The 21,556-nt window shown below is 48.7% G+C and carries 22 protein-coding genes and 2 tRNA genes; 21 read left to right on the forward strand and 3 right to left on the reverse strand.

What is annotated here, in order from left to right:
* The first annotated feature begins 4 nt into the window (after positions 1-4).
* The 4 genes from LPB400_RS03000 to LPB400_RS03015 all read left to right on the forward strand — a co-directional run bounded on the left by LPB400_RS03000 (position 5) and on the right by LPB400_RS03015 (position 3,564).
* Positions 5-1,528, forward strand: coding sequence for a cytochrome b (locus LPB400_RS03000; protein ID WP_225905498.1), 1,524 nt, complete (start codon positions 5-7; stop codon positions 1,526-1,528).
* Between the two features lie 14 nt (positions 1,529-1,542).
* Positions 1,543-2,328: a cytochrome c1 gene (locus LPB400_RS03005; RefSeq protein WP_039864285.1), complete on the forward strand. Its 786-nt coding sequence runs from the start codon at positions 1,543-1,545 to the stop codon at positions 2,326-2,328.
* Between the two features lie 214 nt (positions 2,329-2,542).
* Positions 2,543-3,148 carry a glutathione S-transferase N-terminal domain-containing protein gene (locus tag LPB400_RS03010; RefSeq protein ID WP_039861850.1) on the forward strand — a complete coding sequence of 202 codons (606 nt, stop codon included), beginning with the start codon at positions 2,543-2,545 and terminating at the stop codon, positions 3,146-3,148.
* 11 nt (positions 3,149-3,159) lie between these two features.
* Positions 3,160-3,564, forward strand: coding sequence for a ClpXP protease specificity-enhancing factor (locus LPB400_RS03015; RefSeq protein ID WP_070606094.1), 405 nt, complete (start codon positions 3,160-3,162; stop codon positions 3,562-3,564).
* A 140-nt stretch (positions 3,565-3,704) separates the two neighbouring features.
* Here the strand turns inward: LPB400_RS03015 and LPB400_RS03020 are convergent.
* From LPB400_RS03020 to LPB400_RS03030, 3 genes are all read right to left on the reverse strand, one after another.
* Positions 3,705-3,780: transfer RNA gene (locus LPB400_RS03020), tRNA-Ala, on the reverse strand.
* 6 nt (positions 3,781-3,786) lie between these two features.
* Positions 3,787-3,863, reverse strand: a tRNA-Met gene (locus LPB400_RS03025).
* Between the two features lie 106 nt (positions 3,864-3,969).
* The gene (locus LPB400_RS03030; protein ID WP_107792139.1) at positions 3,970-5,121 is read right to left on the reverse strand and encodes a class I SAM-dependent methyltransferase; all 1,152 of its coding nucleotides are present in this window, start codon (positions 5,119-5,121) and stop codon (positions 3,970-3,972) included.
* A gap of 400 nt (positions 5,122-5,521) precedes the next feature.
* On the opposite strand from LPB400_RS03030, the gene mraZ reads away from it, so the two are divergent.
* The 17 genes from mraZ to LPB400_RS03115 all read left to right on the forward strand — a co-directional run bounded on the left by mraZ (position 5,522) and on the right by LPB400_RS03115 (position 21,343).
* Positions 5,522-5,977, forward strand: a complete 456-nt coding sequence (gene mraZ / locus LPB400_RS03035) for a division/cell wall cluster transcriptional repressor MraZ (RefSeq protein WP_003748265.1) — start codon at positions 5,522-5,524, stop codon at positions 5,975-5,977.
* Entirely contained in the window at positions 5,974-6,936 is a 963-nt protein-coding gene (gene rsmH / locus LPB400_RS03040; RefSeq protein ID WP_107792138.1) for a 16S rRNA (cytosine(1402)-N(4))-methyltransferase RsmH, read from the forward strand. The genes mraZ and rsmH overlap by 4 nt, the downstream gene beginning before the upstream one ends.
* A gap of 63 nt (positions 6,937-6,999) precedes the next feature.
* Positions 7,000-7,263, forward strand: a complete 264-nt coding sequence (gene ftsL / locus LPB400_RS03045; RefSeq protein WP_003681879.1) for a cell division protein FtsL — start codon at positions 7,000-7,002, stop codon at positions 7,261-7,263.
* A 78-nt stretch (positions 7,264-7,341) separates the two neighbouring features.
* The gene (locus LPB400_RS03050; RefSeq protein WP_004518895.1) at positions 7,342-9,090 is read left to right on the forward strand and encodes a peptidoglycan D,D-transpeptidase FtsI family protein; all 1,749 of its coding nucleotides are present in this window, start codon (positions 7,342-7,344) and stop codon (positions 9,088-9,090) included.
* A 26-nt stretch (positions 9,091-9,116) separates the two neighbouring features.
* The gene (locus LPB400_RS03055) at positions 9,117-10,595 is read left to right on the forward strand and encodes a UDP-N-acetylmuramoyl-L-alanyl-D-glutamate--2,6-diaminopimelate ligase (protein WP_219089339.1); all 1,479 of its coding nucleotides are present in this window, start codon (positions 9,117-9,119) and stop codon (positions 10,593-10,595) included.
* 180 nt (positions 10,596-10,775) lie between these two features.
* Positions 10,776-11,297 (forward strand): M23 family metallopeptidase, encoded by a 522-nt coding sequence (locus LPB400_RS03060; protein WP_219089670.1) that lies wholly within the window; start codon positions 10,776-10,778, stop codon positions 11,295-11,297.
* 24 nt (positions 11,298-11,321) lie between these two features.
* Positions 11,322-12,176 (forward strand): peptidase, encoded by an 855-nt coding sequence (locus LPB400_RS03065; RefSeq protein ID WP_219089340.1) that lies wholly within the window; start codon positions 11,322-11,324, stop codon positions 12,174-12,176.
* A gap of 21 nt (positions 12,177-12,197) precedes the next feature.
* Positions 12,198-12,701, forward strand: coding sequence for a hypothetical protein (locus tag LPB400_RS03070; RefSeq protein ID WP_219089342.1), 504 nt, complete (start codon positions 12,198-12,200; stop codon positions 12,699-12,701).
* The gene (locus LPB400_RS03075; protein WP_219089344.1) at positions 12,698-14,062 is read left to right on the forward strand and encodes a UDP-N-acetylmuramoyl-tripeptide--D-alanyl-D-alanine ligase; all 1,365 of its coding nucleotides are present in this window, start codon (positions 12,698-12,700) and stop codon (positions 14,060-14,062) included. Before LPB400_RS03070 ends, LPB400_RS03075 begins: the two co-directional genes overlap by 4 nt.
* A gap of 15 nt (positions 14,063-14,077) precedes the next feature.
* Positions 14,078-14,227, forward strand: coding sequence for a hypothetical protein (locus tag LPB400_RS03080; RefSeq protein WP_049335337.1), 150 nt, complete (start codon positions 14,078-14,080; stop codon positions 14,225-14,227).
* A 101-nt stretch (positions 14,228-14,328) separates the two neighbouring features.
* On the forward strand, positions 14,329-15,411 hold the full coding sequence (gene mraY / locus LPB400_RS03085; protein ID WP_003685861.1) for a phospho-N-acetylmuramoyl-pentapeptide-transferase: 1,083 nt from the start codon (positions 14,329-14,331) through the stop codon (positions 15,409-15,411).
* Positions 15,412-15,527: 116 nt separating this feature from the next.
* Positions 15,528-16,016: a group II truncated hemoglobin gene (locus LPB400_RS03090; RefSeq protein ID WP_070712114.1), complete on the forward strand. Its 489-nt coding sequence runs from the start codon at positions 15,528-15,530 to the stop codon at positions 16,014-16,016.
* A gap of 60 nt (positions 16,017-16,076) precedes the next feature.
* Positions 16,077-17,105 carry an SEL1-like repeat protein gene (locus LPB400_RS03095; protein ID WP_219089346.1) on the forward strand — a complete coding sequence of 343 codons (1,029 nt, stop codon included), beginning with the start codon at positions 16,077-16,079 and terminating at the stop codon, positions 17,103-17,105.
* A 51-nt stretch (positions 17,106-17,156) separates the two neighbouring features.
* Positions 17,157-17,672, forward strand: a complete 516-nt coding sequence (locus LPB400_RS03100) for a hypothetical protein (RefSeq protein WP_219089348.1) — start codon at positions 17,157-17,159, stop codon at positions 17,670-17,672.
* Between the two features lie 63 nt (positions 17,673-17,735).
* Positions 17,736-19,073 carry a UDP-N-acetylmuramoyl-L-alanine--D-glutamate ligase gene (gene murD, locus LPB400_RS03105; RefSeq protein ID WP_219089350.1) on the forward strand — a complete coding sequence of 446 codons (1,338 nt, stop codon included), beginning with the start codon at positions 17,736-17,738 and terminating at the stop codon, positions 19,071-19,073.
* A 13-nt stretch (positions 19,074-19,086) separates the two neighbouring features.
* A complete protein-coding gene (locus tag LPB400_RS03110) occupies positions 19,087-19,647 on the forward strand; it encodes a L,D-transpeptidase family protein (protein ID WP_107768709.1) in 561 nt (186 codons plus the stop codon).
* A 202-nt stretch (positions 19,648-19,849) separates the two neighbouring features.
* Complete coding sequence (locus LPB400_RS03115; RefSeq protein WP_219089352.1) at positions 19,850-21,343, forward strand: amidase; 1,494 nt, start codon at positions 19,850-19,852, stop codon at positions 21,341-21,343.
* Positions 21,344-21,556 lie beyond the last annotated feature (213 nt).

A 21,556-nucleotide genomic window follows, 5' to 3' on the forward strand; every position in this document is an offset into this window, starting at 1 on the left:
AATTATGGCAAACCAAACCAATAGCAAAGCAAAAGCATTGTTAGGCTGGATGGACGATCGCTTCCCTCTGTCTAAAATGTGGAATGAGCATTTGGCTCAATACTATGCGCCGAAGAACTTCAACTTCTGGTATTACTTCGGCTCTTTGGCTCTACTCGTCCTTGTAATTCAAATCGTCAGCGGTATTTTCCTGACCATGAACTACAAACCGGACGGCAACCTTAACGCTTACCATCTGCCTGCTGCCTTTACCGCAGTAGAGTACATCATGCGCGACGTGTCCGGCGGCTGGATTATCCGCTACATGCACTCCACCGGCGCATCTTTCTTCTTCATCGTCGTTTATCTGCATATGTTCCGTGGTCTGATTTACGGTTCGTACAAAAAACCTCGTGAATTGGTGTGGATTTTTGGTTCCCTGATTTTCTTGGCATTGATGGCAGAAGCCTTTATGGGTTACCTGTTGCCTTGGGGTCAAATGTCCTTCTGGGGTGCGCAGGTAATTATTAACCTGTTCTCCGCCATCCCTGTTATCGGTCCTGATTTGTCCACTTGGATCCGCGGTGACTTCAACGTTTCCGACGTTACTTTGAACCGCTTCTTCGCCCTGCACGTTATCGCTGTACCTTTGGTATTGCTCGGCTTGGTTGTGGCTCACATCATCGCCCTGCACGAAGTGGGTTCTAACAACCCTGATGGCGTTGAAATCAAGAAAAACAAAGACGAAAACGGTATTCCACGCGATGGTATCCCATTCCATCCTTACTACACCGTTAAAGACATTTTGGGTGTCGTTGTATTCCTGATTGTCTTCTGTTCTGTGTTGTTCTTTGCACCTGAAGGCGGCGGCTACTTCTTGGAAGCGCCAAACTTCGATGCAGCAAATGCGCTGAAAACACCTCCGCACATTGCGCCGGTATGGTACTTCACCCCGTTCTACGCAATTCTGCGTGCGATTCCTTCGATGGCAGGTACTCAGGTATGGGGTGTAATCGGCATGGGTGCAGCAGTTGTATTGATTGCCTTGTTGCCTTGGCTGGATAAGTCACCTGTAAAATCTGTTCGTTACCGCAACAACTCTTTCAAAGTAATGTTGGCGTTGTTTGTTGTATCTTTTATCGGCTTGGGAATTCTGGGTGCATTGGTAGCAGATGATACTCGTACAGCTTTTGCTCGTGCATTCAGTGCATTCTATTTCTTGTTCTTCATCGGTATGCCTTTGCATACAAACCCTAAATGGTTGGCTGAAAAAGCTGGTGGTATTAAATATTTAATTAGTCTGTTTGTTTATGCAGCTTTAATTATTTATAACCTGTATTTAGTTGCAGTCTTGCCAAATTACATCGTTAAGGCGTTCGTTTTGGCTTACACTGTTTTCTTTGCAGCTATTCCATTCCTGAATGCGTTTAATAGCGAAAAAGCTACGCCTGAACGCGTAACCATGAGCACTACTAAACAAAAAATTATGTTCTTTGTTTACGTCGGTATTACCGTTGTCGGTGCTTACTTGTTTGCAACCAATATCTGATGAGGGCAGCGAAAATGAAACAAACTCTGAAAAACTGGTTTGCTGCCTTATTGCTGGCAGTGCCTATGAGTGCAGCCGTCGCCAGCGGCGGCGGACACTACGAAAAAGTCGATATCGACCTGCGTGATCAAGTCAGTCTGCAGCACGGTGCGCAAATCTTTACAAACTACTGTTTGTCTTGCCACTCTGCAAGCGGTATGCGCTTCAACCGTCTGAAAGATATTGGTTTGACTGAAGATGAAATCAAGAAAAACCTGATGTTCACAACAGACAACGTTGGTGACGTCATGGTAGCGGCAATGGATCCGAAAGATGCCTCCAAATGGTTGGGTGCGCCTCCGCCGGATTTGACCCTGATCGCACGTTCTAAAGGTGCAGACTACCTGTACGCCTATATGCGCGGCTTCTATAAAGACCCAACTCGTCCAACCGGTTGGAACAATACTGTTTTGGCTGGCGCGAGTATGCCTCACCCATTGTGGGAGCAACAAGGTGTTCAAGCCGTTGAGTTGGATGCTAAAGGTCAGCCCGTTATGATTAAAGACGAGCATGGCAACCTGACTCCTAAGCTGTATTGGGAATCTACCGGTCTGCACAGCCGTCGCCTGCCTAACGGTAAAGTGATCCAAAAAGAGTACGATACTTATGTACGCGATTTGGTGAACTACTTGGTGTACATGGGTGAGCCTGCTCAGTTGCAACGCCACCGCATCGGCTACATGGTTCTGGCATTCCTGTTTGCGGTAATGCTGCCATTGGCTTACTTCCTGAAAAAAGAATTCTGGAAAGACGTTCACTAATTCTTTTGAATCAAAAAGGCAAACCTGTTTCAGGTTTGCCTTTTTTGTTTGTGAAATTGGTTTATGCAGAAATAATGTAAATTTTAAAATTACTTAATATAAACAATGTGATATATGAAATTTCTGGATTAAGTGTTTGAAATTATGTATAATTCTGTCTGAATTTTTATAAGGCTTAAGGCCGTCTGAAAAGATTTATCAGGAGTAAAAGATTATGATGACATTGTATTCAGGTATTACTTGTCCATTCAGCCAGCGCTGCCGTTTTGTGCTGTACGAAAAAGGTATGGATTTTGAAATCAAAGATGTGGACGTGTTCAATAAACCTGAAGACTTGGCTTTGATGAATCCGTATAACCAAGTACCGGTTCTGGTTGAGCGTGATTTGATTTTGCACGAATCAAACATTATCAACGAATACATTGACGAGCGTTTCCCTCATCCTCAGTTGATGCCGGGTGATCCTGTTATGCGCGGTCGCGGCCGTTTGGTACTGTACCGTATGGAAAAAGAATTGTTCAGCTTGGTGCAAGTGTTGGAAAACCCTGAATCTACCAATAAAGAACAAGCCAAAGCGCGTGAAGCCATTGGCAATGGTTTGACACTGTTGGCACCGTCTTTTACTAAAAACAAATATATCTTGGGCGACGACTTTTCCATGATTGATGTTGCCTTGTCTCCGCTGCTGTGGCGTTTGGACTATTACGACATCAAACTGGGTAAATCTGCTGCGCCTTTGCTGAAGTACGCCGAGCGTATTTTCCAACGCGAAGCCTTTATTGAAGCATTGACGCCGGCTGAAAAAGCCATGCGCCGCTAAAGGACGGATCTATGGCAACTTCAACCAAACCGTATTTATTGCGTGCTTTGTATGAATGGTGTTTGGATAATAACCAAACACCGCACATCGTAGCTTGGGTAAATGAACATACCCGTGTGCCTATGCAGTATGTGCGCGACAATGAAATTGTTTTAAATATTGGTCCTACCGCCAGCCATAACTTGAATATCGACAACGAATGGGTCAATTTTTCTGCACGCTTTTCCGGCGTAGCGCACGAGATTTGGATTCCGGTCGGTCATATTGTCAGTATATTTGGCCGCGAAAGTGGAGAGGGTATGGGGTTTGAGGTAGAACCATATCAGCCTGCATCTGTCGAAGCTGCAGTGGCGGAAGATAAAAAAGCTGAATCTGCGGAAGAAAAACCGAAAAAAGTATTGAAGCTTGTGAAGTAATTAAAAGATAAAAGGTCGTCTGAAATGTTTCAGACGGCCTTTATTAATTAGGTGTTGAAATTGCAAAATTAATGAGCAATCAGTTATTAATTAAGTCAAACAAAAAAGCTCTTGCGTTTAACAAGAGCTTTTTTGTTTAGTGGTGGAGGTAAGCGGGATCGAACCGCTGACCTCTTGCATGCCATGCAAGCGCTCTACCAACTGAGCTATACCCCCGAAATTTGGTGGCGAATCAGGGACTCGAACCCCGGACACAAGGATTATGATTCCTCTGCTCTAACCGACTGAGCTAATTCGCCGTTTCGTGAAGTCGCTATTATAGTTTTTTTTGAATATTTGGCAAGCGCTAATTTTGATTTTTTTTATTTCTTATTGTTTTTAAAAAATAAAAAGTAGGTTGTCAGGCTATAGCTTATGGCAAATATCGCCGTGGCTGAAGCCTGTCCAATCGATATCGATGTCTTTGCCAAAAGCGATCACTTTAAAAAGTTCGCCCATTTCGTGCTGATGTATCAGTTTCTGTACTGCGGCGGCGGCTTGGATATATTCAATCGAATCCGGGCTGCCGATTTGTGCCAGCAAATCGGTGATGCCGAGATTGAGCAGGAAATAAGATTGGGGCAGGTAGCCGATTAAGTCCAAACCTGCTTCCGTGCCGGCGCGTGCGATATCGGTGAAATTGACGTGCGCAGTCAAATCGGTCAGGCCGATATTGAAAAATGGGTCGTGGATAGTGTGATGGCGATAGTGGCCGATAAATGTGCCTTCTTTACGTTGCGGGTGGTAATACTGAGCGGCACCGAAGCCGTAATCGATAAATATCATGCCGCCGCGCTGCAATTTGACGGCCAGGGTTTGGATAAAGGCATATTGTGCCGGATGCAGCTCGCTTGTGTATGAGGGAAGGGGAGGGAAGTATAAGGCGGCTGTTTGCGTAAGTTCGGCTTGGGCTAATGGTCTGATGGCTTCGATTAGCTCGTCATTCTTTAGGCTGACGCCGATTTGTTGAAACCCGTCATCTTGATAAATCAAGCGTTCAACCGGCATAGCATCCAATACTTCGTTGCCGATGATGATGCCGTCAAAATGTTCGGGCAATGTGGTGAGGTGGATGACTTTGGCGACTGCTTCTGGGGAGGTATGTTCAAGAATATGTTCGCGTTGTCTCTCTGCAAGCTCTGCTGATAGTTCGATAATATAGTAATGATTTAGGCCGTCTGAAAGGTTTTGCAAGAGTGTGGCAGCTAGATGACCTGTGCCTGCACCAAATTCGTAGATATTGCCTGCTGTTTGCGGCAGTAATTCGGCAAGTTGTTTGGCAAGGGTTTGTCCGAATAGAGGGGAGAGGGTGGGGGCAGTAATGAAGTCGCCGTCCGTACCGATTTTATGGCTGCCTCCGCTGTAATAGCCGTATTGAGGTGTGTAAAGGGCAAGCTCCATAAAACGGGAGAAGGGTATCCAGTTTTGATGTTGTTCAATTTCGTTTTTTATGAGCTTGGTCAAGTGTGCTGAAGAGGCTTGTGCATTAGGGGAGGGGAGGGGGAGTTGAGGCTTCATGACTGTTAGATAATGTAAAAAATTTGAATTTGTTTGTATATTATAGCCCCTTATGAGAGGGGTGGTAATTGAGTATAAAAATACTATATGTAGTATTTTTATACTATAAATAATACTACATATAGTATTTAATGCTAAACGAGACACTTAATAAACCCATATGTCATGCATCATTACATATATAAGATGTTGAATTTAAATCGTTTAGTGTTTTATTTCAGATAAGAAACGGATTTGACCTGATTGCCAAAATTTCTTATAGTGTCGGTTAGTGGGGCATAGTGGGTGAAAGTGGTTACTTTTCCTAAAAAGTGTTCCGTGGAAGTGAAAACGAAAGATTTTAGGAAGGTGGGATTTTTAATCCCACTCTGTTTTATTTTAATCGAATTTGGGGTGTGATGTGTTTGGCGGTGCTCATGAATTGAGTATGGACAGTAAAGGGCGGTTGGCGATTCCTGCTAAATTCCGCGATATTTTGCTGCGCCGTTATACGCCTGCAATTGTGGTCACACTGGATTCCCGAAAAAAATTATTGATGTACCCCGAGCCCGTTTGGGAAGAAAAAGCCGAGCAGATTCTGAAGTTGAAAGTAGCCGGCAATGAATCTTTGCAACGGTATCAGAATTTGCTGCTGCACAATGCGGAGATTTTGGAGTGGGACAGCGCCGGACGCGTTTTGATTCCGGCCAATCTGCGCAAACGTGTGGATTTTGAAAAAGAAGTTACTTTGGTTGGCCGTGCAAACCGTATGGAGTTGTGGGGCCGCGAACATTGGGAAGAGGAAATGAATCAGGCTTTGGATATCGATCCTGATGAATTGGCTTTCCAATTGAGTCAAACGGATTTGCAATTGTGAGTAAAGTTGAAAATTATCAGCATGTTACTGTCTTGTTGCATGAGGCGGTGGATGCGTTGGCAATCCGTGAGGACGGGATTTATGTGGACGGTACGTTCGGTAGGGGAGGGCATTCCCGGCTAATTTTGTCGCGTTTGGGTGAGCAGGGTCGTTTGGTTGTTTTTGATAAAGACCCCGAGGCGATTGCGGTAGCCAATGAGCTGGCGGTGCAAGATAAACGTGTCAGTGTCGTACACAATGGTTTTGAAACATTTCAGACGGCCTTGGATGAATTGGGCATCGATAAGATTGACGGTGCGCTTTTTGATTTGGGGATTTCGTCGCCGCAAATTGACGATGGCAGCCGCGGATTCAGTTTCCGCTTTGATGCACCGTTGGATATGCGGATGGATCCGACTCGCGGGATGTCTGCGGCGGAATGGATTGCAACCGCATCCGAACAGGATTTACACGAGGTCATTAAGAATTATGGTGAAGAGCGGTTTAGTCGCCAGATTGCGCGCGCCATTGTTGCGCAACGGGAGGAAAGTCCCATCGATACAACCCGCAAGCTGGCGCAGCTTGTGGCGCAAAACGTCCGTACTCGTGAGCGCGGACAAGACCCTGCAACGCGCACCTTCCAAGCAGTTCGCATCTTTATTAACCGCGAGCTCGAAGAGGTAGAGGCAGTTTTACCGCAGGTTGCAGGCCGTCTGAAAGAGAGTGGGCGCTTGGCTGTCATTGCGTTCCATTCGCTGGAAGACAGAATTGTGAAGCAGTTTATTAAAAAATATTCGCAACATGCGCCATTGCCCCGTTGGGCAGTGGTTAAGGAAGCGGATTTACCTCAGCCGCCTTTGAAGGCTGTGGGCAAAGCAATCAAACCGGATTCGACAGAGACTGAAGCCAATCCGCGTGCGCGCAGTGCAGTTTTGCGTGTGGCGGAGCGAAGCAGTGGCGAATTTTCGGTTATTGAGTAGGGGATGGCGTCTAAACGCTGTCGTAAGAGATAGTCCTGTTGACAGGCCGTCTGAAAGTTTGAGATGGGTAAGTTGAATATTTTATTACTGGTTTTGGTGACGGTCTCAGCCTTTGCCGTAGTGTTTAAGCAAAACCAGTCCCGTTTGCATTTTATCGAGTTGGATAAGGCACAAAAACGGGAAATTCAGTTGGAACAGGATTACGCGCGCCTGAAATTGGAGCAAGCAAGATTGGCAAACCACAAGTTGATTAAAGTGGCGGCCGAAAAGCAACATCTGCTTCCTCCGGGTGCGCATAATACGGCTATGCTGGAACGCAAAAAATAAGAATACAGAGCCTTGCATTGGTGCAAGATTTACGGGATTTGATGGCTCACTGAGCAGCTAAGTCATGAGAAGTTCAACATGTTAATTAAGAACGAATATAAACCTCAAATGCTGTCTGGAACAACAAAAACGAAAAAGCCGCTGACAAGTAACGGGCGAATCGGTTTGGTGCTGGGCGCTGTTGCGCTGGCATTTACCGGTCTGTTGGTACGCGGGGTTTATCTGCAAACCAGTCAGCATGAATTTTTGAAAAATCAGGGCGACCAACGTTTTGTGCGTACGCTTCCGCTGCCGGCATCACGCGGTATGATTACCGACCGCAATGGTGCTACATTGGCTTTGAGTGCGCCTACCGAATCATTGTATGCCATGCCTTCCGGTATGGAGGAAATGCCGACTGACGAGCAGTTGGAAAAATTGTCGGCCATTGCTGATGTGCCTGTTGAAGTTTTGAAAAATAAATTGTCTAAAAAAGACAAAGGCTTTATCTACTTGAAACGTCAACTCAGCTACGAGAAAGCAGAAGAAATCAAAGCATTGGGCATTAAAGGCATTGCATTCCAAAAAGAATTGAAACGCCATTACCCGATGGGCAATCTGTTTGCGCATGTTATCGGTTTTACCAATATCGACGGCAAAGGTCAGGAGGGCTTGGAGCTTTCTCGTGAAGACAGCCTGCGCGGTGAAGATGGCGCGAAAGTCGTATTGCGCGACAACAAAGGCAACATCGTAGACAGCCTCGACTCTCCGCGCAACAGCGTGCCTAAAAACGGCCAAGACATGATTTTGTCTTTGGATCAGCGTATTCAAACGCTGGCTTATGACGAGTTAAACAAAGCGGTGGCTTATCACAAAGCCAAAGCAGGTACTGTTGTGGTATTGGATGCGCAAACCGGCGAAATTTTGGCTTTGGTCAACAGCCCGGCTTACGATCCGAATCAACCGGGTCAAGCCAATAGCGAACAGCGCCGCAACCGCGCTGTAACCGACATGATTGAACCAGGTTCTGCCATGAAGCCGTTTACCATTGCTAAAGCATTGGATTCAGGCAAAGTGGATGCGACCGACACATTTAATACCCTGCCTTACAAAATCGGTCCGGCTACCGTACAAGATACCCACGTTTATCCTACTTTGGATGTGCGCGGCATTATGCAAAAATCTTCCAACGTCGGTACCAGTAAACTTTCTGCCATGTTTACGCCTAAAGAAATGTACGATTTCTATCACGATTTAGGTGTAGGCGTGCGCATGCATTCAGGCTTTCCTGGTGAGACTGCAGGTTTGTTGAGAAGCTGGCGCAGATGGCAAAAAATCGAACAGGCAACCATGTCTTTCGGTTATGGCCTGCAATTAAGCCTGTTGCAATTGGCGCGAGCCTATACTGTCTTGACCCATGATGGCGAATTGTTGCCGGTCAGCTTTGAAAAACAAGCGGTTGCCCCTAAAGGCAAGCGCGTCATCAAAGCCTCTACTGCGAAAAAAGTGCGCGAGTTGATGGTTTCCGTTACTGAAGCCGGCGGTACCGGTACTGCCGGTGCTGTGGATGGTTTCGACGTAGGTGCGAAAACCGGTACAGCGCGTAAACTGGTCAATGGTCGCTATGTGGACAACAAACACGTCGGTACGTTTATCGGTTTTGCTCCGGCTAAAAATCCACGCGTGATTGTGGCCGTTACCATCGACGAACCGACTGCCAACGGCTATTACGGCGGCGTGGTTGCCGGTCCCGTATTCAAAGAAGTCATGAGCGGAAGCTTGAACATCTTGGGCGTTTCCCCGACCAAGCCTTTAAGTAATACCGCTACTGTCAAAGTACCGTCATAATCCAAACAATCAAAGAGATATTGTTTATGTTCAGCAAGTTAACCCCCTTGGCTGAAACCAACTTTCCGCCTCTGCTGTGTGAAAACGCAGCAGGGCGTTTGTTGCATTCAGACAGCCGACAAATTAAACAGGGTGACATTTTCGTTGCCTGTCAGGGTGAATATACAGACGGCCGCAGCTATATTCCTGCCGCCATTGTCAACGGTGCCACCTTTGTTTTTTGGGATGATGACGGCAAATTCACATGGAATCCCGAATGGAACGTTCCCAATCAAGGCATTAAAGATCTGAAACATCGCGCCGGTATGTTGGCGGCACAGGTTTACGGCAATGTTTCAGACGGCCTTAAAGTTTGGGGCGTAACCGGTACCAACGGCAAAACCTCTATCACACAATGGCTGGCGCAAGCTGCTGATCTGTTGGGCGAAAAAACCACTATTATCGGCACAGTCGGCAACGGCTTTTGGGGCGCATTGGAAGAGACCACGCATACCACGCCTGCCCCTGTCGATGTCCAAACTCTGCTCTACCGCTTCCGTCAGCAAGGCGCAACAGCCGCTGCGATGGAAGTTTCCAGTCACGGCCTTGACCAATCGCGCGTCAACGGCGTGCCATTCCGCAGCGCAATCTTCACTAATCTTACCCGTGACCACCTCGACTATCACGGCACCATGGAAGCCTATGGTGCCATCAAATCGCGCCTGTTCTACTGGCATGGTCTGCAACACGCCATCATCAATGTCGATGATGAATACGGCGCAGAACTCGCAGGCCGTCTGAAAAAAGACTGTCCCGATTTAGCCGTTTACGGCTATGGTTTCAGCGAACACGCTGATATCCGCATTACCGATTTCACCGCTTCATCAGACGGCATGGAAGCCGTATTCCAAACACCATGGGGCGAAGGAAAATGCCGCACTCGTCTGCTCGGACGATTCAACGCACAAAACCTCGCCGCCTGCGTTGCCTTGCTGTGTGCCAACGGTTATCCACTCAATAACATTTTGGAAGTACTAGCAAAAATCCGTCCTGCTTCAGGCCGCATGGATTGCATTATGAACAGCGGCAAACCTTTGGTTGTTGTCGATTATGCCCACACGCCCGATGCACTGGAAAAAGCACTCTCCACTTTGCAGGAAATCAAACCGCAGGGCGCGGCCTTATGGTGCGTCTTCGGCTGCGGCGGCAACCGCGATCGTGGTAAACGCCCGCTGATGGGCGCGGCAGCCGTACAGGGTGCGGATAAAGTTGTCGTAACCAGCGACAACCCGCGCTTGGAAAATCCGCAAGACATCATCAACGACATCCTGCCTGCCGTTCCTGCGCCCGAATGCGTCGAAGCCGACCGCGCCGCTGCTATCCGTTACGCAGTCGAACGCGCCGCCGCAAACGACATCATTCTGATTGCCGGTAAAGGGCATGAAAACTATCAGGATGTACAAGGCGTGAAGCACCATTTCTCCGATTTTGAAATCGCAGAAAAAGCATTGGCAGAGCGCAGTTAAGTCATAACGCAAATATTCAGACGGCCCGAAACCTTAAGGCCGTCTGAAAAAGATTTAAACATATACAATAAAAGCAAAACGACACACGCATTACGGCACGTCAGCCATTAAACCCATCACAGTTGTTTGTTTCAGAAGGCTTTTTAACAAGGCCGTCTGAACAACAAGGAGACCGATTTGATGCTGAAAATGCCGATAAAAACCTTATTAATCAGTGCAGCCGTGGTTTTATTCGCAGGCTGTACCACCAAACAACTTCCGCGTCCTACTGCCGAAATCGATCAGTTGAGAGCGCAACAGCCTCCGGCCGAGCAAAGCCTGCCCAATCCTGTTAAAGGCAAGCGTTTTGACGACACTTGGGGTGCAGCGCGCAGTCAGGGGCGCAGGCATGAAGGTGTGGATATTTTTGCTAAGAAAAATACGCCGATACGCAGTACCACGCCCGGCATCGTAACCAAAATCGGGCGCAACCAATTGGGCGGTAAAGTTATCGGTATTCAAGGGCCGGGTGCTTGGCATTACTATGCCCACCTGAATAAATTTGCCCGTATCCGTCTGTATGAGCGTGTCAAAGAAGGGCAGGTTATCGGCTATGTCGGTAAAACCGGCAATGCTAGAACCACACCGGCCCACCTGCATTACGGCGTGTATCTGCCCAGTGGAGCAGTGAATCCGTATCCGCTGATTAATCAGAACAGATAGGCCGTCTGAACAAGATTTGAGAGTATGAACGCAAAGAAATTGGTTAAGGCAACGAATATCGTCGGTATGGTGGCAGTTGTGCTGCTGGTGTACTGGGTATTTGTTCTGATTCTATCCAATGTTTTCGGGCTTAAGGTATTCCGCGAATACATTACGGAAATTTTCCTGATGAGTATTTTGGGGATTTTTGCTGTGATGGCGGGTGCCTTGATACTGAACATCATGTTGAATCTGACCCGTATTGCCGAGCGAGGACAAGAGGAAGAAAGCAAAGGTGGCCGGAAAACCTTATATTTGTTGTTGGCCGTATTTCCCGTTTTGGCCGCTTTGCTATTTGGCGGAAATTATCTGACGGTTCAGAAAAAACGTCAGATTTTGACTCAATCGCTAGAGCGCATCGTCAAGGACAATCCGTCGCAAATCAACGCATTGGCAGATTATCGTTTTGATTTTGCGTATATTAAAAAAGCAGCGTTAATCCTTGAGCTGATGTCGAAGGAAGATTCTGCCTTTAAAGCCGCTACGGTGATTGTGCCGGATACGATCGGTAATAAACAGGTTTATTTGGCTTTCTCAGCCGATTCCCAGTTAAGTGGGATTGATGAGCAGGCACCCGATACTCAGGGAACAGGCAACGATAATGATTTTGTCGTTACTCGGAATGGCAATAAAGAAACAATCAGCAAAACGCAATATCTTTATGTTCCAAATCTGAGCGAGCGTGAATACTTGCAGAGGGTATTTGCCGGACAAACAAATGAAATACGTTATGAGGCAAAAGACGGCAATTACAGCCTTTGCCACCCCTACCGCCAAAACGGTAAAACCATTGTATTGTGTTTTTCCGATTACCAGCAGTACGGGAAAATCGGCAGTTGATAAGAGAAAGTGATTTATAGTATGAAAAGTTGGTTTTTTAATACCTTTCCTGATTATAAAAAATTGCCTAAAAGCGGCAAATTTATGGCATGGTTGACTTTTGTGCAGGGCGTGGTTTGGTTGATTCTGGCATCAATTCAGAGTGTGCAAGGATTGATTAACAACATGGCATGGGCTGTGTTTTTTGGGATTTTACTTTTCATTTTGGGTGTGTTGGCGCTGTCTGCAGCATGGAATGCGTTTAAATTCCGTGCAGTAGGTTTTAATAGAATGATATATGTGTACACGCCATGCTTGTTGCAAATAGTCTTTGTAGGAGAGGCATTTTCTTTTACGTATTATATAGAAAGTGTACTGCAATTATCATTTAGCCTTACGGTACATAAGCTTACTGTCGGTGTAAATTTTGCCGCTATTCTTTTTATTGTGCTGGCAAGACGCAATTATCGTCATTTAAAAATGGTTTCCCAAAATACGGATAAAAATGTGGAGCCGTTAGAACAAGGACAAGAAACACAACCATGAAATCACTAGACCTAAATTTCATCTGCCAAACTCTCGGCCTTCCGATGCCGTCTGAAAATCAACCCGTTTCGCGTATTGTTACAGACAGCCGCGATATTCAGGACGGCGACGTATTTTTCGCGCTTGCCGGTGAACGCTTTGACGCGCATGACTTTGTTGAAGATGTGTTGGCAGCGGGGGCAACGGCAGTTGTGGTTTCGCGCGAAGATTGTGCGGCTTTGAAAGGCGCGTTGAAGGTTGACGATACGCTTGTGGCTTTGCAAAAACTGGCGAAGGCGTGGCGTGAAAATGTGAATCCGTTTGTCTTCGGCATTACCGGCTCTTCCGGCAAAACAACGGTTAAAGAGATGTTGGCCGGCGTATTGCGTCATCGATTCGGTGATGAAGCTGTGTTGGCGACTGCCGGCAATTTCAACAACCATATCGGCTTGCCGCTGACTTTGTTGAAACTGAACGAAAAACATCGTTATGCCGTCATTGAAATGGGCATGAACCATTTTGGCGAGTTGTCTTTGTTGACACGAATCGCCGGTCCGAATGTTGCTTTGGTCAATAACGCTTTGCGCGCGCATGTCGGTTGTGGTTTTGATGGTGTCGGCGATATTGCTAAAGCTAAAAGTGAAATCTACGAAGGTTTGCTTTCAGACGGCATTGCGCTGATTCCGTGTGAAGATGCCAATATCGCTACATTTGAAGCTGCTACTGCGCAATTGAACGCTCAGACTTTCGGCGTTGCCAGTGGCGATGTCCATGCAGAAAATATTGAGTTGAAACCGTTGTCCTGCGAATTTGATTTGGTGCGTGGCAATGAACGTGTTGCCGTGGTACTGCCGGTCCCCGGCCGTCACAATGTGCATAATGCCGTAGCGGCGGCGGCTTTGGCTGTGGCGGCAGGTTTGAGCCTTGCTGAAGTTTCAGGCGGCCTGAAAAATTTCAGTAATATCAAAGGCCGTCTGAATATCAAGCAAGGCATTAAAGGCGCAACTTTAATTGATGATACTTATAATGCCAACCCTGACAGCATGAAAGCCGCCATTGATGTGCTCGCCGCTATGCCTGCGCCGCGTATTTTTGTGATGGGCGACATGGGCGAATTGAGCGAGGACGAAGCCACCGCCATGCACGCCGAAGTTGGTGCGTATGCACGGGATAAAGGCATCGAGGCCGCATATTTTGTCGGCGACAACAGCGTTGAAGCGGCAGAAACATTTGGCGCGGAAGGTTTGTGGTTTGCTGATAAAGATCCGCTGATTCAAGTGTTGAGCCATGATTTGCCTGAACGCGCTACTGTGCTGGTCAAAGGCTCGCGCTTTATGAAGATGGAAGAAGTGGTTGAGGCGTTGGCAACAACAACTGCGTAAAAGGCCGTCTGAAATATGAAAAAGATTTTACTATTGACTGGTTTGCTGATTGCCGCGTTTTATGCCGGAATGAAAGTACAGGCATTTATCTATGAAGATACCTGCTTGGACTTGGGCGGCGGAAAGAATCCTGGAAACTATCCGATTTGTGTGGTAGAGAAATAATCTTACTCAATAAGGCCGTCTGCAATTTCAGACGGCATACCGATTGATTTTTAATTGGGCAATAAGCCCGCTGTAACAACAAAAACAAAAAAGGAAGCCCCATGTTTTTATGGCTCGCACATTTCAGTAACTGGTTAACCGGTCTGAATATTTTTCAATACACCACATTTCGTGCCGTAATGGCCGCGCTGACTGCGTTGGTATTTTCATTATTGTTGGGTCCATGGACCATCCGCAAGCTGACTGCGCTTAAAGTCGGTCAAGCCGTCCGTACCGATGGCCCTCAAACCCACCTGATCAAAAATGGTACGCCAACCATGGGCGGCTCGCTGATTTTGACCGCCATTACCGTGTCCACAATCTTGTGGGGCAACTGGGCAAATCCTTATATTTGGATTCTCTTAGGAGTCTTGCTTGCTACCGGCGCACTCGGTTTTTACGACGACTGGCGCAAAGTGGTTTATAAAGACCCTAATGGCGTGTCTGCCAAATTTAAAATGGTGTGGCAGTCCAGCGTTGCCATCATCGCAGGTTTGGCATTGTTCTACCTTGCGACAAATTCCGCCAACAATATCCTGATTGTTCCCTTCTTCAAACAAGTTGCCTTGCCGCTTGGCGTAGTCGGCTTCTTGGTATTGTCCTACCTGACCATCGTCGGCACATCCAATGCCGTTAACTTGACCGACGGTTTGGACGGCTTGGCCGCATTCCCTGTTGTACTTGTCGCCGCAGGCCTTGCCATCTTTGCTTATGCCAGCGGCCACTCCCAATTTGCCCAATACCTGCAATTACCTTATGTTGCCGGCGCAAACGAAGTGGTGATTTTCTGTACCGCCATGTGCGGCGCGTGTCTCGGCTTTTTGTGGTTTAACGCCTATCCGGCACAAGTCTTTATGGGCGACGTCGGCGCGCTCGCGCTTGGTGCGGCACTCGGTACCGTTGCCGTCATCATCCGCCAAGAATTTGTCCTCGTCATCATGGGCGGCCTGTTTGTTGTTGAAGCCATTTCCGTTATGTTGCAAGTCGGTTGGTACAAACGCACCAAAAAACGCATTTTCCTGATGGCGCCGATTCATCACCATTACGAACAAAAAGGCTGGAAAGAAACCCAAGTCGTCGTCCGTTTTTGGATTATCACCATCGTCTTAGTGCTGATTGGTTTGAGTACCCTCAAAATCCGCTAAATTTCCAAAGGCCGTCTGAAAGTTTCAGACGGCCATTATGTAGGATAAGCATGCTTGTCTGAATCCTCTATTTCAAAAATAAATCCCGCAATAATCCACACAGAAAGTCCCCAAACATGTACCAATCTTTCGGCGGCGCAACCGGTATCCGCACCCTGACCGACCGTTTCTACGACTTAATGGAACTTGAGCCGAAATACCAAGCCTTACGCCAAATGCACGGCGAAGACATGACCCTGATACGCGAAAAGCTCTACGAATTTTTCAGCGGCTGGCTCGGCGGTCCACAACTCTTTGTCGAAAAATACGGCCATCCCCAACTACGCGCCCGCCATATGCCGTTTGCCGTCAACGTACAAGTCCGCAACGAATGGATCGCCTGCTTTGCCCAAGCCATGAGCGAACTGGACATCGACAAAGCACTTGCCGAGCCTGTTTTAATCCAAGTCTTTGCCATGGCAGATTGGTGCCGTAACCAAAACGAAGACGGTATCGAACCACCTATGCCGCCGATGGCGGTTGACCCATGGGTGCGCGCACCGGAATTGCAGCAGATTTTAGCCAGCTATGATGTCAATGGATTTTTTGAGGAATTTGCTAGTTAAGGCCGTCTGAAAAAACTAGGATAAAATAGAAACAATAATTTGAAAGAAATGGATTTTAGAATGAATAAATTATTAAAAAAAATGATGGTAGCCCTGTTGTCTTTGGGCTTGGCGCAGGCAGTTTGGGCTGACAGTCTCCAAGATTACAAGAAAACCCTTCAAGCTGCGGAGCAAGGAAATGCTAAAGCCCAATTTAGTTTGGGTAAGATGTATTACAAAGGTGAAGGAGTCCGTCAAGACTATGCACAGGCAGTGCAGTGGTATCGTAGGGCTGCAGAACAAGGGGATGCCAAAGCCCAATATAATTTGGGTGTGGCGTATGACAATGGGCAAGGAGTCCGTCAAGACGATGCACAGGCAGCGCAGTGGTATCGCAAGGCTGCGGAACACGGGGTTGCAGAAGCTCAATTTAATTTGGGTGTGATGTATGCCAAAGGGCAAGGCGTCCGTCAAGACTATGTACAGGCGGTGCAGTGGTATCGTAGTGCTGCAGAACAAGGGTATGCTGCAGCCCAATATAATTTGGGTCTGATGTATGTCAATGGGAGAGGAGTCCGTCAAGACTATACACAGGCAGTGCAGTGGTATCGTAGGGCTGCAGAACAAGGATATGCCAATGCCCAAAATAATTTGGGTTCGGCGTATGCCGATGGGCGAGGAGTCCGTCAAGACTATACACAGGCAGTGCAGTGGTATCGCAAGGCTGCAGAACAAGGGGATGCCAAAGCCCAATATAATTTGGGTGTGGCGTATGCCAATGGGCAAGGCGTCCGTCAAGACGATGCACAGGCAGTGCAGTGGTATCGCAATGCGGCAGAACAAGGGGATGCCGATGCCCAAAATAATTTGGGTTCGGCGTATGCCGATGGGCGAGGAGTCCGTCAAGACTATACACAGGCAGTGCAGTGGTATCGTAGGGCTGCAGAACAAGGGTATGCCGATGCCCAATTCAATTTGGGCAATATGTATTACAAAGGGCACGGCGTGCGCCAAGACAGCGCCCTTGCCCAAGAATGGTACGGTAAGGCTTGCGACAACGGAGACCAAAAAGGCTGCGACAATTACCGCCGTTTGAAGCTGGGTTATTGATCGGCTGTAAAATGCCGTCTGAAAAATAAATCTTCGGAAAAGGAAAAAACTATGAAACAAAAATTGATTTTATTTGCACTGCTGCTGGTCAGTCCGTTTGCCTTTGCTGCGCCGAGCGTGTTTGGTATGGAAATCGGCAAAACGACCGAAGCGGAAGCGGGTAGGATGTACCGTCTTAGTAAAGAACAGCTCAATCCGTATTCGGGTGGCTACCAATATTCGGTTAACCCGAAAGCCATCGATTTTAGCGGCTTGGAGCAGGTAACGCTGATTTTCGACGAGAAAAAGGTGTTGGTTTATGTGCAGGCTGTTTTCCCAAAATACAAATTCGAAGAGCTGATGAAGATGCTCGGGAGCAAATACAAGCCGGTCAGCAGACAGATTCCGTTTGTTGGTGACAAAATAGCGGTATTCCACGACGGCGGTACGCGGATTACACTGGAAGGTCCGCATATGAGTTTCAATACTACGCTGACTTATGCCCAAAACAGTTTGCTGGAAAAATACAAGCGGATTAACCAGCAAAACCAAAATCACAGAAGGGCAAAAGAAGCCTCGATGCTCTAAGCGGCTTGAGCAGGGGGCGGACATCCTCCTGCTTCATATGATCTGTTTTAGGACAAAACCAAAATGACTTTTCAAAATAAAAAAATCCTCGTCGCCGGACTTGGCGGCACGGGTATTTCCATGATTGCCTATCTGCGCAAAAACGGTGCGGAGGTTGCTGCATATGATGCGGAGCTGAAAGCCGAACGTGTGTCGCAAATCGGTAAGATGTTTGATGGGCTGGTGTTTTACACGGGCCGTCTGAAAGATGCGTTAGATAATGGTTTCGATATTCTGGCGCTCAGTCCCGGCATCAGTGAGCGTCAGCCGGATATCGAGGCCTTCAAGCAAAACGGCGGACGCGTGTTGGGCGACATCGAATTGCTGGCGGACATTGTGAACCGCCGCGGCGACAAGGTGATTGCGATTACCGGCAGCAACGGCAAAACCACGGTAACGAGCCTGGTCGGTTATCTCTGCATCAAGTGCGGGCTGGATACCGTTATCGCGGGCAATATCGGCACGCCGGTTTTGGAGGCGGAATTGCAGCGTGAAGGCAAAAAAGCGGACGTGTGGGTGTTGGAGCTTTCCAGCTTCCAACTGGAAAACACTGAAAGTCTGCGCCCGACTGCAGCGACGGTGCTGAACATTTCCGAAGACCATCTCGACCGCTACGACGACCTGCTCGACTACGCGCATACCAAGGACAAGATTTTCCGTGGCGATGGCGTGCAGGTTTTAAATGCAGACGACGTGTTCTGCCGCGCGATGAAACGGGCAGGGCGCGAGGTGAAATGGTTTTCGTTGGAACATAAAGCCGATTTTTGGTTGGAACGCGGGACGAGTCGCCTGAAACAAGGCGATGAAGATTTGATTGCCACGCAAGACATTCCGTTACAAGGTCTGCACAACGCCGCCAACGTGATGGCTGCCGTGGCTTTGTGTGAGGCCATCGGTTTGCCGCGAAATGAATTGCTCGAACACGTTAAGACCTTCCAAGGCCTGCCGCACCGCGTGGAAAAAATCGGCGAGAAAAACGGCGTGGTGTTCATTGACGACAGCAAAGGCACGAACGTCGGCGCGACCGCCGCCGCGATTGCCGGTTTGCAAAATCCGCTCTTCGTCATTTTGGGCGGCATGGGCAAAGGGCAGGACTTCACGCCCCTGCGCGACGCGCTTGCCGGTAAGGCAAAAGGCGTGTTTCTGATTGGTGTCGATGCGCCGCAAATCCGCCGCGATTTGGACGGCTGCGGTCTGAATATGATCGACTGCACCACTTTGGAAGAAGCCGTTCAGAGGGCATACGCCCAAGCCGAAGCAGGCGATATCGTGTTGCTCAGCCCAGCTTGTGCGAGCTTCGATATGTTCAAAGGCTATGCACACCGTTCGGAAGTGTTTATCGAAGCGTTTAAGGCTTTGTAAGGCCGTCTGAAAGATGAAAGTCGGGTTGAAAATCGGCTTGGCGACAGTTGTACTTTTGGCTGTTGCTGCTTCGGTGTTCTGGTTTGCTGCGCCGATTCGTTCCAAGACTACTGTTACCACGCCAAGCGAAGCGCCGTTGCCTGAAGATGCCGTTATCGACAGATTGGTCGTACATAAAAGCAAGCGCACCATGTCGGCGTACTCGCAAGGCAGGTTGCTGAAAACCTATCCTATTTCGTTGGGCAAGCAACCGGTCGGGCATAAACAGTTTGAAGGCGACGGCAAAACGCCCGAAGGAAAATACCGCATCAATGAGCGTAATCCCAACAGCGGCTATCATAAAAACCTCGGTGTTTCCTACCCCAACGAAGCCGACAAAGCCTACGCAGCGGCACAAGGCAAAAGCCCGGGCGGGCTGATTAAAATCCACGGCATCAAAAACGGCTGGGGTTCTATCGGCAAAAAGCATCTGCAAAGGGACTGGACCGACGGCTGCATCGCGGTAACGGACGAGGAAATCGACGAACTCTACCGCAGCGTGAAACACAACGCGGAAATTGAGATTCTGCCGTAAACCTTGTGCGCCATTGCCTCAAAGGTCGTCTGAAAACGTCAAGGCGGTTTCAGACGACCTTTTTGCTGCAACGGCAAACTTGTTCTTTTCCTTTATACGGTGTTACTGTTTCTTAAAATTTGCCTATGCGGGCAAACGGCGAGGCGGCGGGCAACTATGCCTGACCGAAAAAACGCGTGTTATCAATCCGAAAGGAAAACCCATGAATTTTCAAGACTACATCCGTTACGATGCCGTCGGTTTGGCAGAGCTGATCCGCAAAAAAGAAGTGTGTGCCGATGAAGTGTTGCAGGCTGCTTTAAACCGCTTGGACGAAGTCAATCCCAAGCTCAATCTGTTGGCGCATGATTTGCGCGAACGCGCGGCGGCGTGGCAGGGGTCGTCTGAAAATACCGATACGCCGCTGGCGGGCGTACCGTTTTTGCTCAAAGACTTGCTGGCGGATTGGGAAGGCGCGCCGACATGGTCGGGTTCACGTATGATGCAGTATTACATTGCCAAACAAAACAGCGATTTGACCCAAGCCTATCTTGATGCGGGGCTGCGCGTGTTCGGCAAAACCACTACGCCCGAATGGGGCGCGTATCCCGTTACCGAAACCGAAATTTACGGCATCACGCGCAATCCGTGGCATTTGGATTACACCGCGGGCGGCAGTAGCGGAGGCGCGGCGGCAGTGGCTTCGGGCGTCGTACCCGCAGCGCACGGCAGCGACGGTGGCGGCTCCATTCGCTTACCCGCGCACAACTGCGGCGTGTTCGGGCTGAAACCCACGCGCGGCCGCAGCAGTTACGCGCCGAACGCATCGGAGGCATGGCAAGGTTTGGTATGCGACCATGTGTTGACCCGCAGCGTGCGCGACAGCGCGGTTTTGCTGGACATCGCCGCCCAAACCCAAGCCCGCGCCCTGTATGCCTGCCCGCCGCCGCCCGAAAACGGTTTTGCAGACAGCCTGAAACTAGAAACAGGTCGTCTGAAAATCGCTTTTTGGAAACAGACATGGTTTGGCGGCGGTAACGACGAAGGCACGGAAGCCGCGTTCGCCCATAGTTTGAAACTGATGCAAGACGCGGGACACGAATTGGAAGAAGCCACGCCCGATTTCGCGCCGCCCGAACAGCTCAACCGCGCCGCCCGCATCATCGTCATGGGCGAAACGGCAAAACTGTTCTACCAATATCAATACGAAACCGGACAAAAACTGCCGCACTGCCTGCTTGAACCGACAACGTGGGCAATGATTGTGCAGGGGCGGCAAATCAGTGCGGGCGAAATGGCATGGGCGCGCGATGTGATGCTGGCGCAGGAACGTGCCGCCAAAGCATTTTTCACACGCTACGACGTGTTAATGACGCCCGTCTGCCCGCGCACCACGCCGAAAATCGGCGAGATGATGCCGCCGCCCGCCGCACAAAAAGCCATGCGCCTACTGTTTGGCACGCTGCGCTTGGGTTTTCTGTTGAAAAACAACCCGTTTTTAGAAAAAGAAGCCGCCGCCGCGCTGCAATACGTCGGTTATACGTCGCCGCTGAACATGAGCGGCAACCCCGCCATGAGCGTGCCGCTTTACCGGCATAACGAGCTGCCCGTCGGTACTCAGTTTGCCGCCGCACACGGACGCGAAGACACGCTGCTCCGCCTTGCAGCGCAGTTGGAACAGATACAGCCGTGGGCGGAAATGCCGCAGTTGGCGTAGGGTTTGCATGGGATAAAAAGTAGCCTATTTCCTGAAGAAAAGATTTATACAAGGCTATCTGAAAACATAAAAGCGTTTTCAGACGGCCTTTTGCCGGTATCAAAGGGTAGGGGAGGGCGCAAAGAACGTCGGAATCCGGCATCTTTAAAGAATCTGAATTGTTGGTTTGGAAATAAACCTTTAAAATAACGTTAATTCATTTTTTCAGACGGC

Origin of the sequence: Neisseria perflava (genome assembly GCF_019334725.1) — a bacterium.
GTDB classification, from domain to species: domain Bacteria; phylum Pseudomonadota; class Gammaproteobacteria; order Burkholderiales; family Neisseriaceae; genus Neisseria; species Neisseria subflava_A.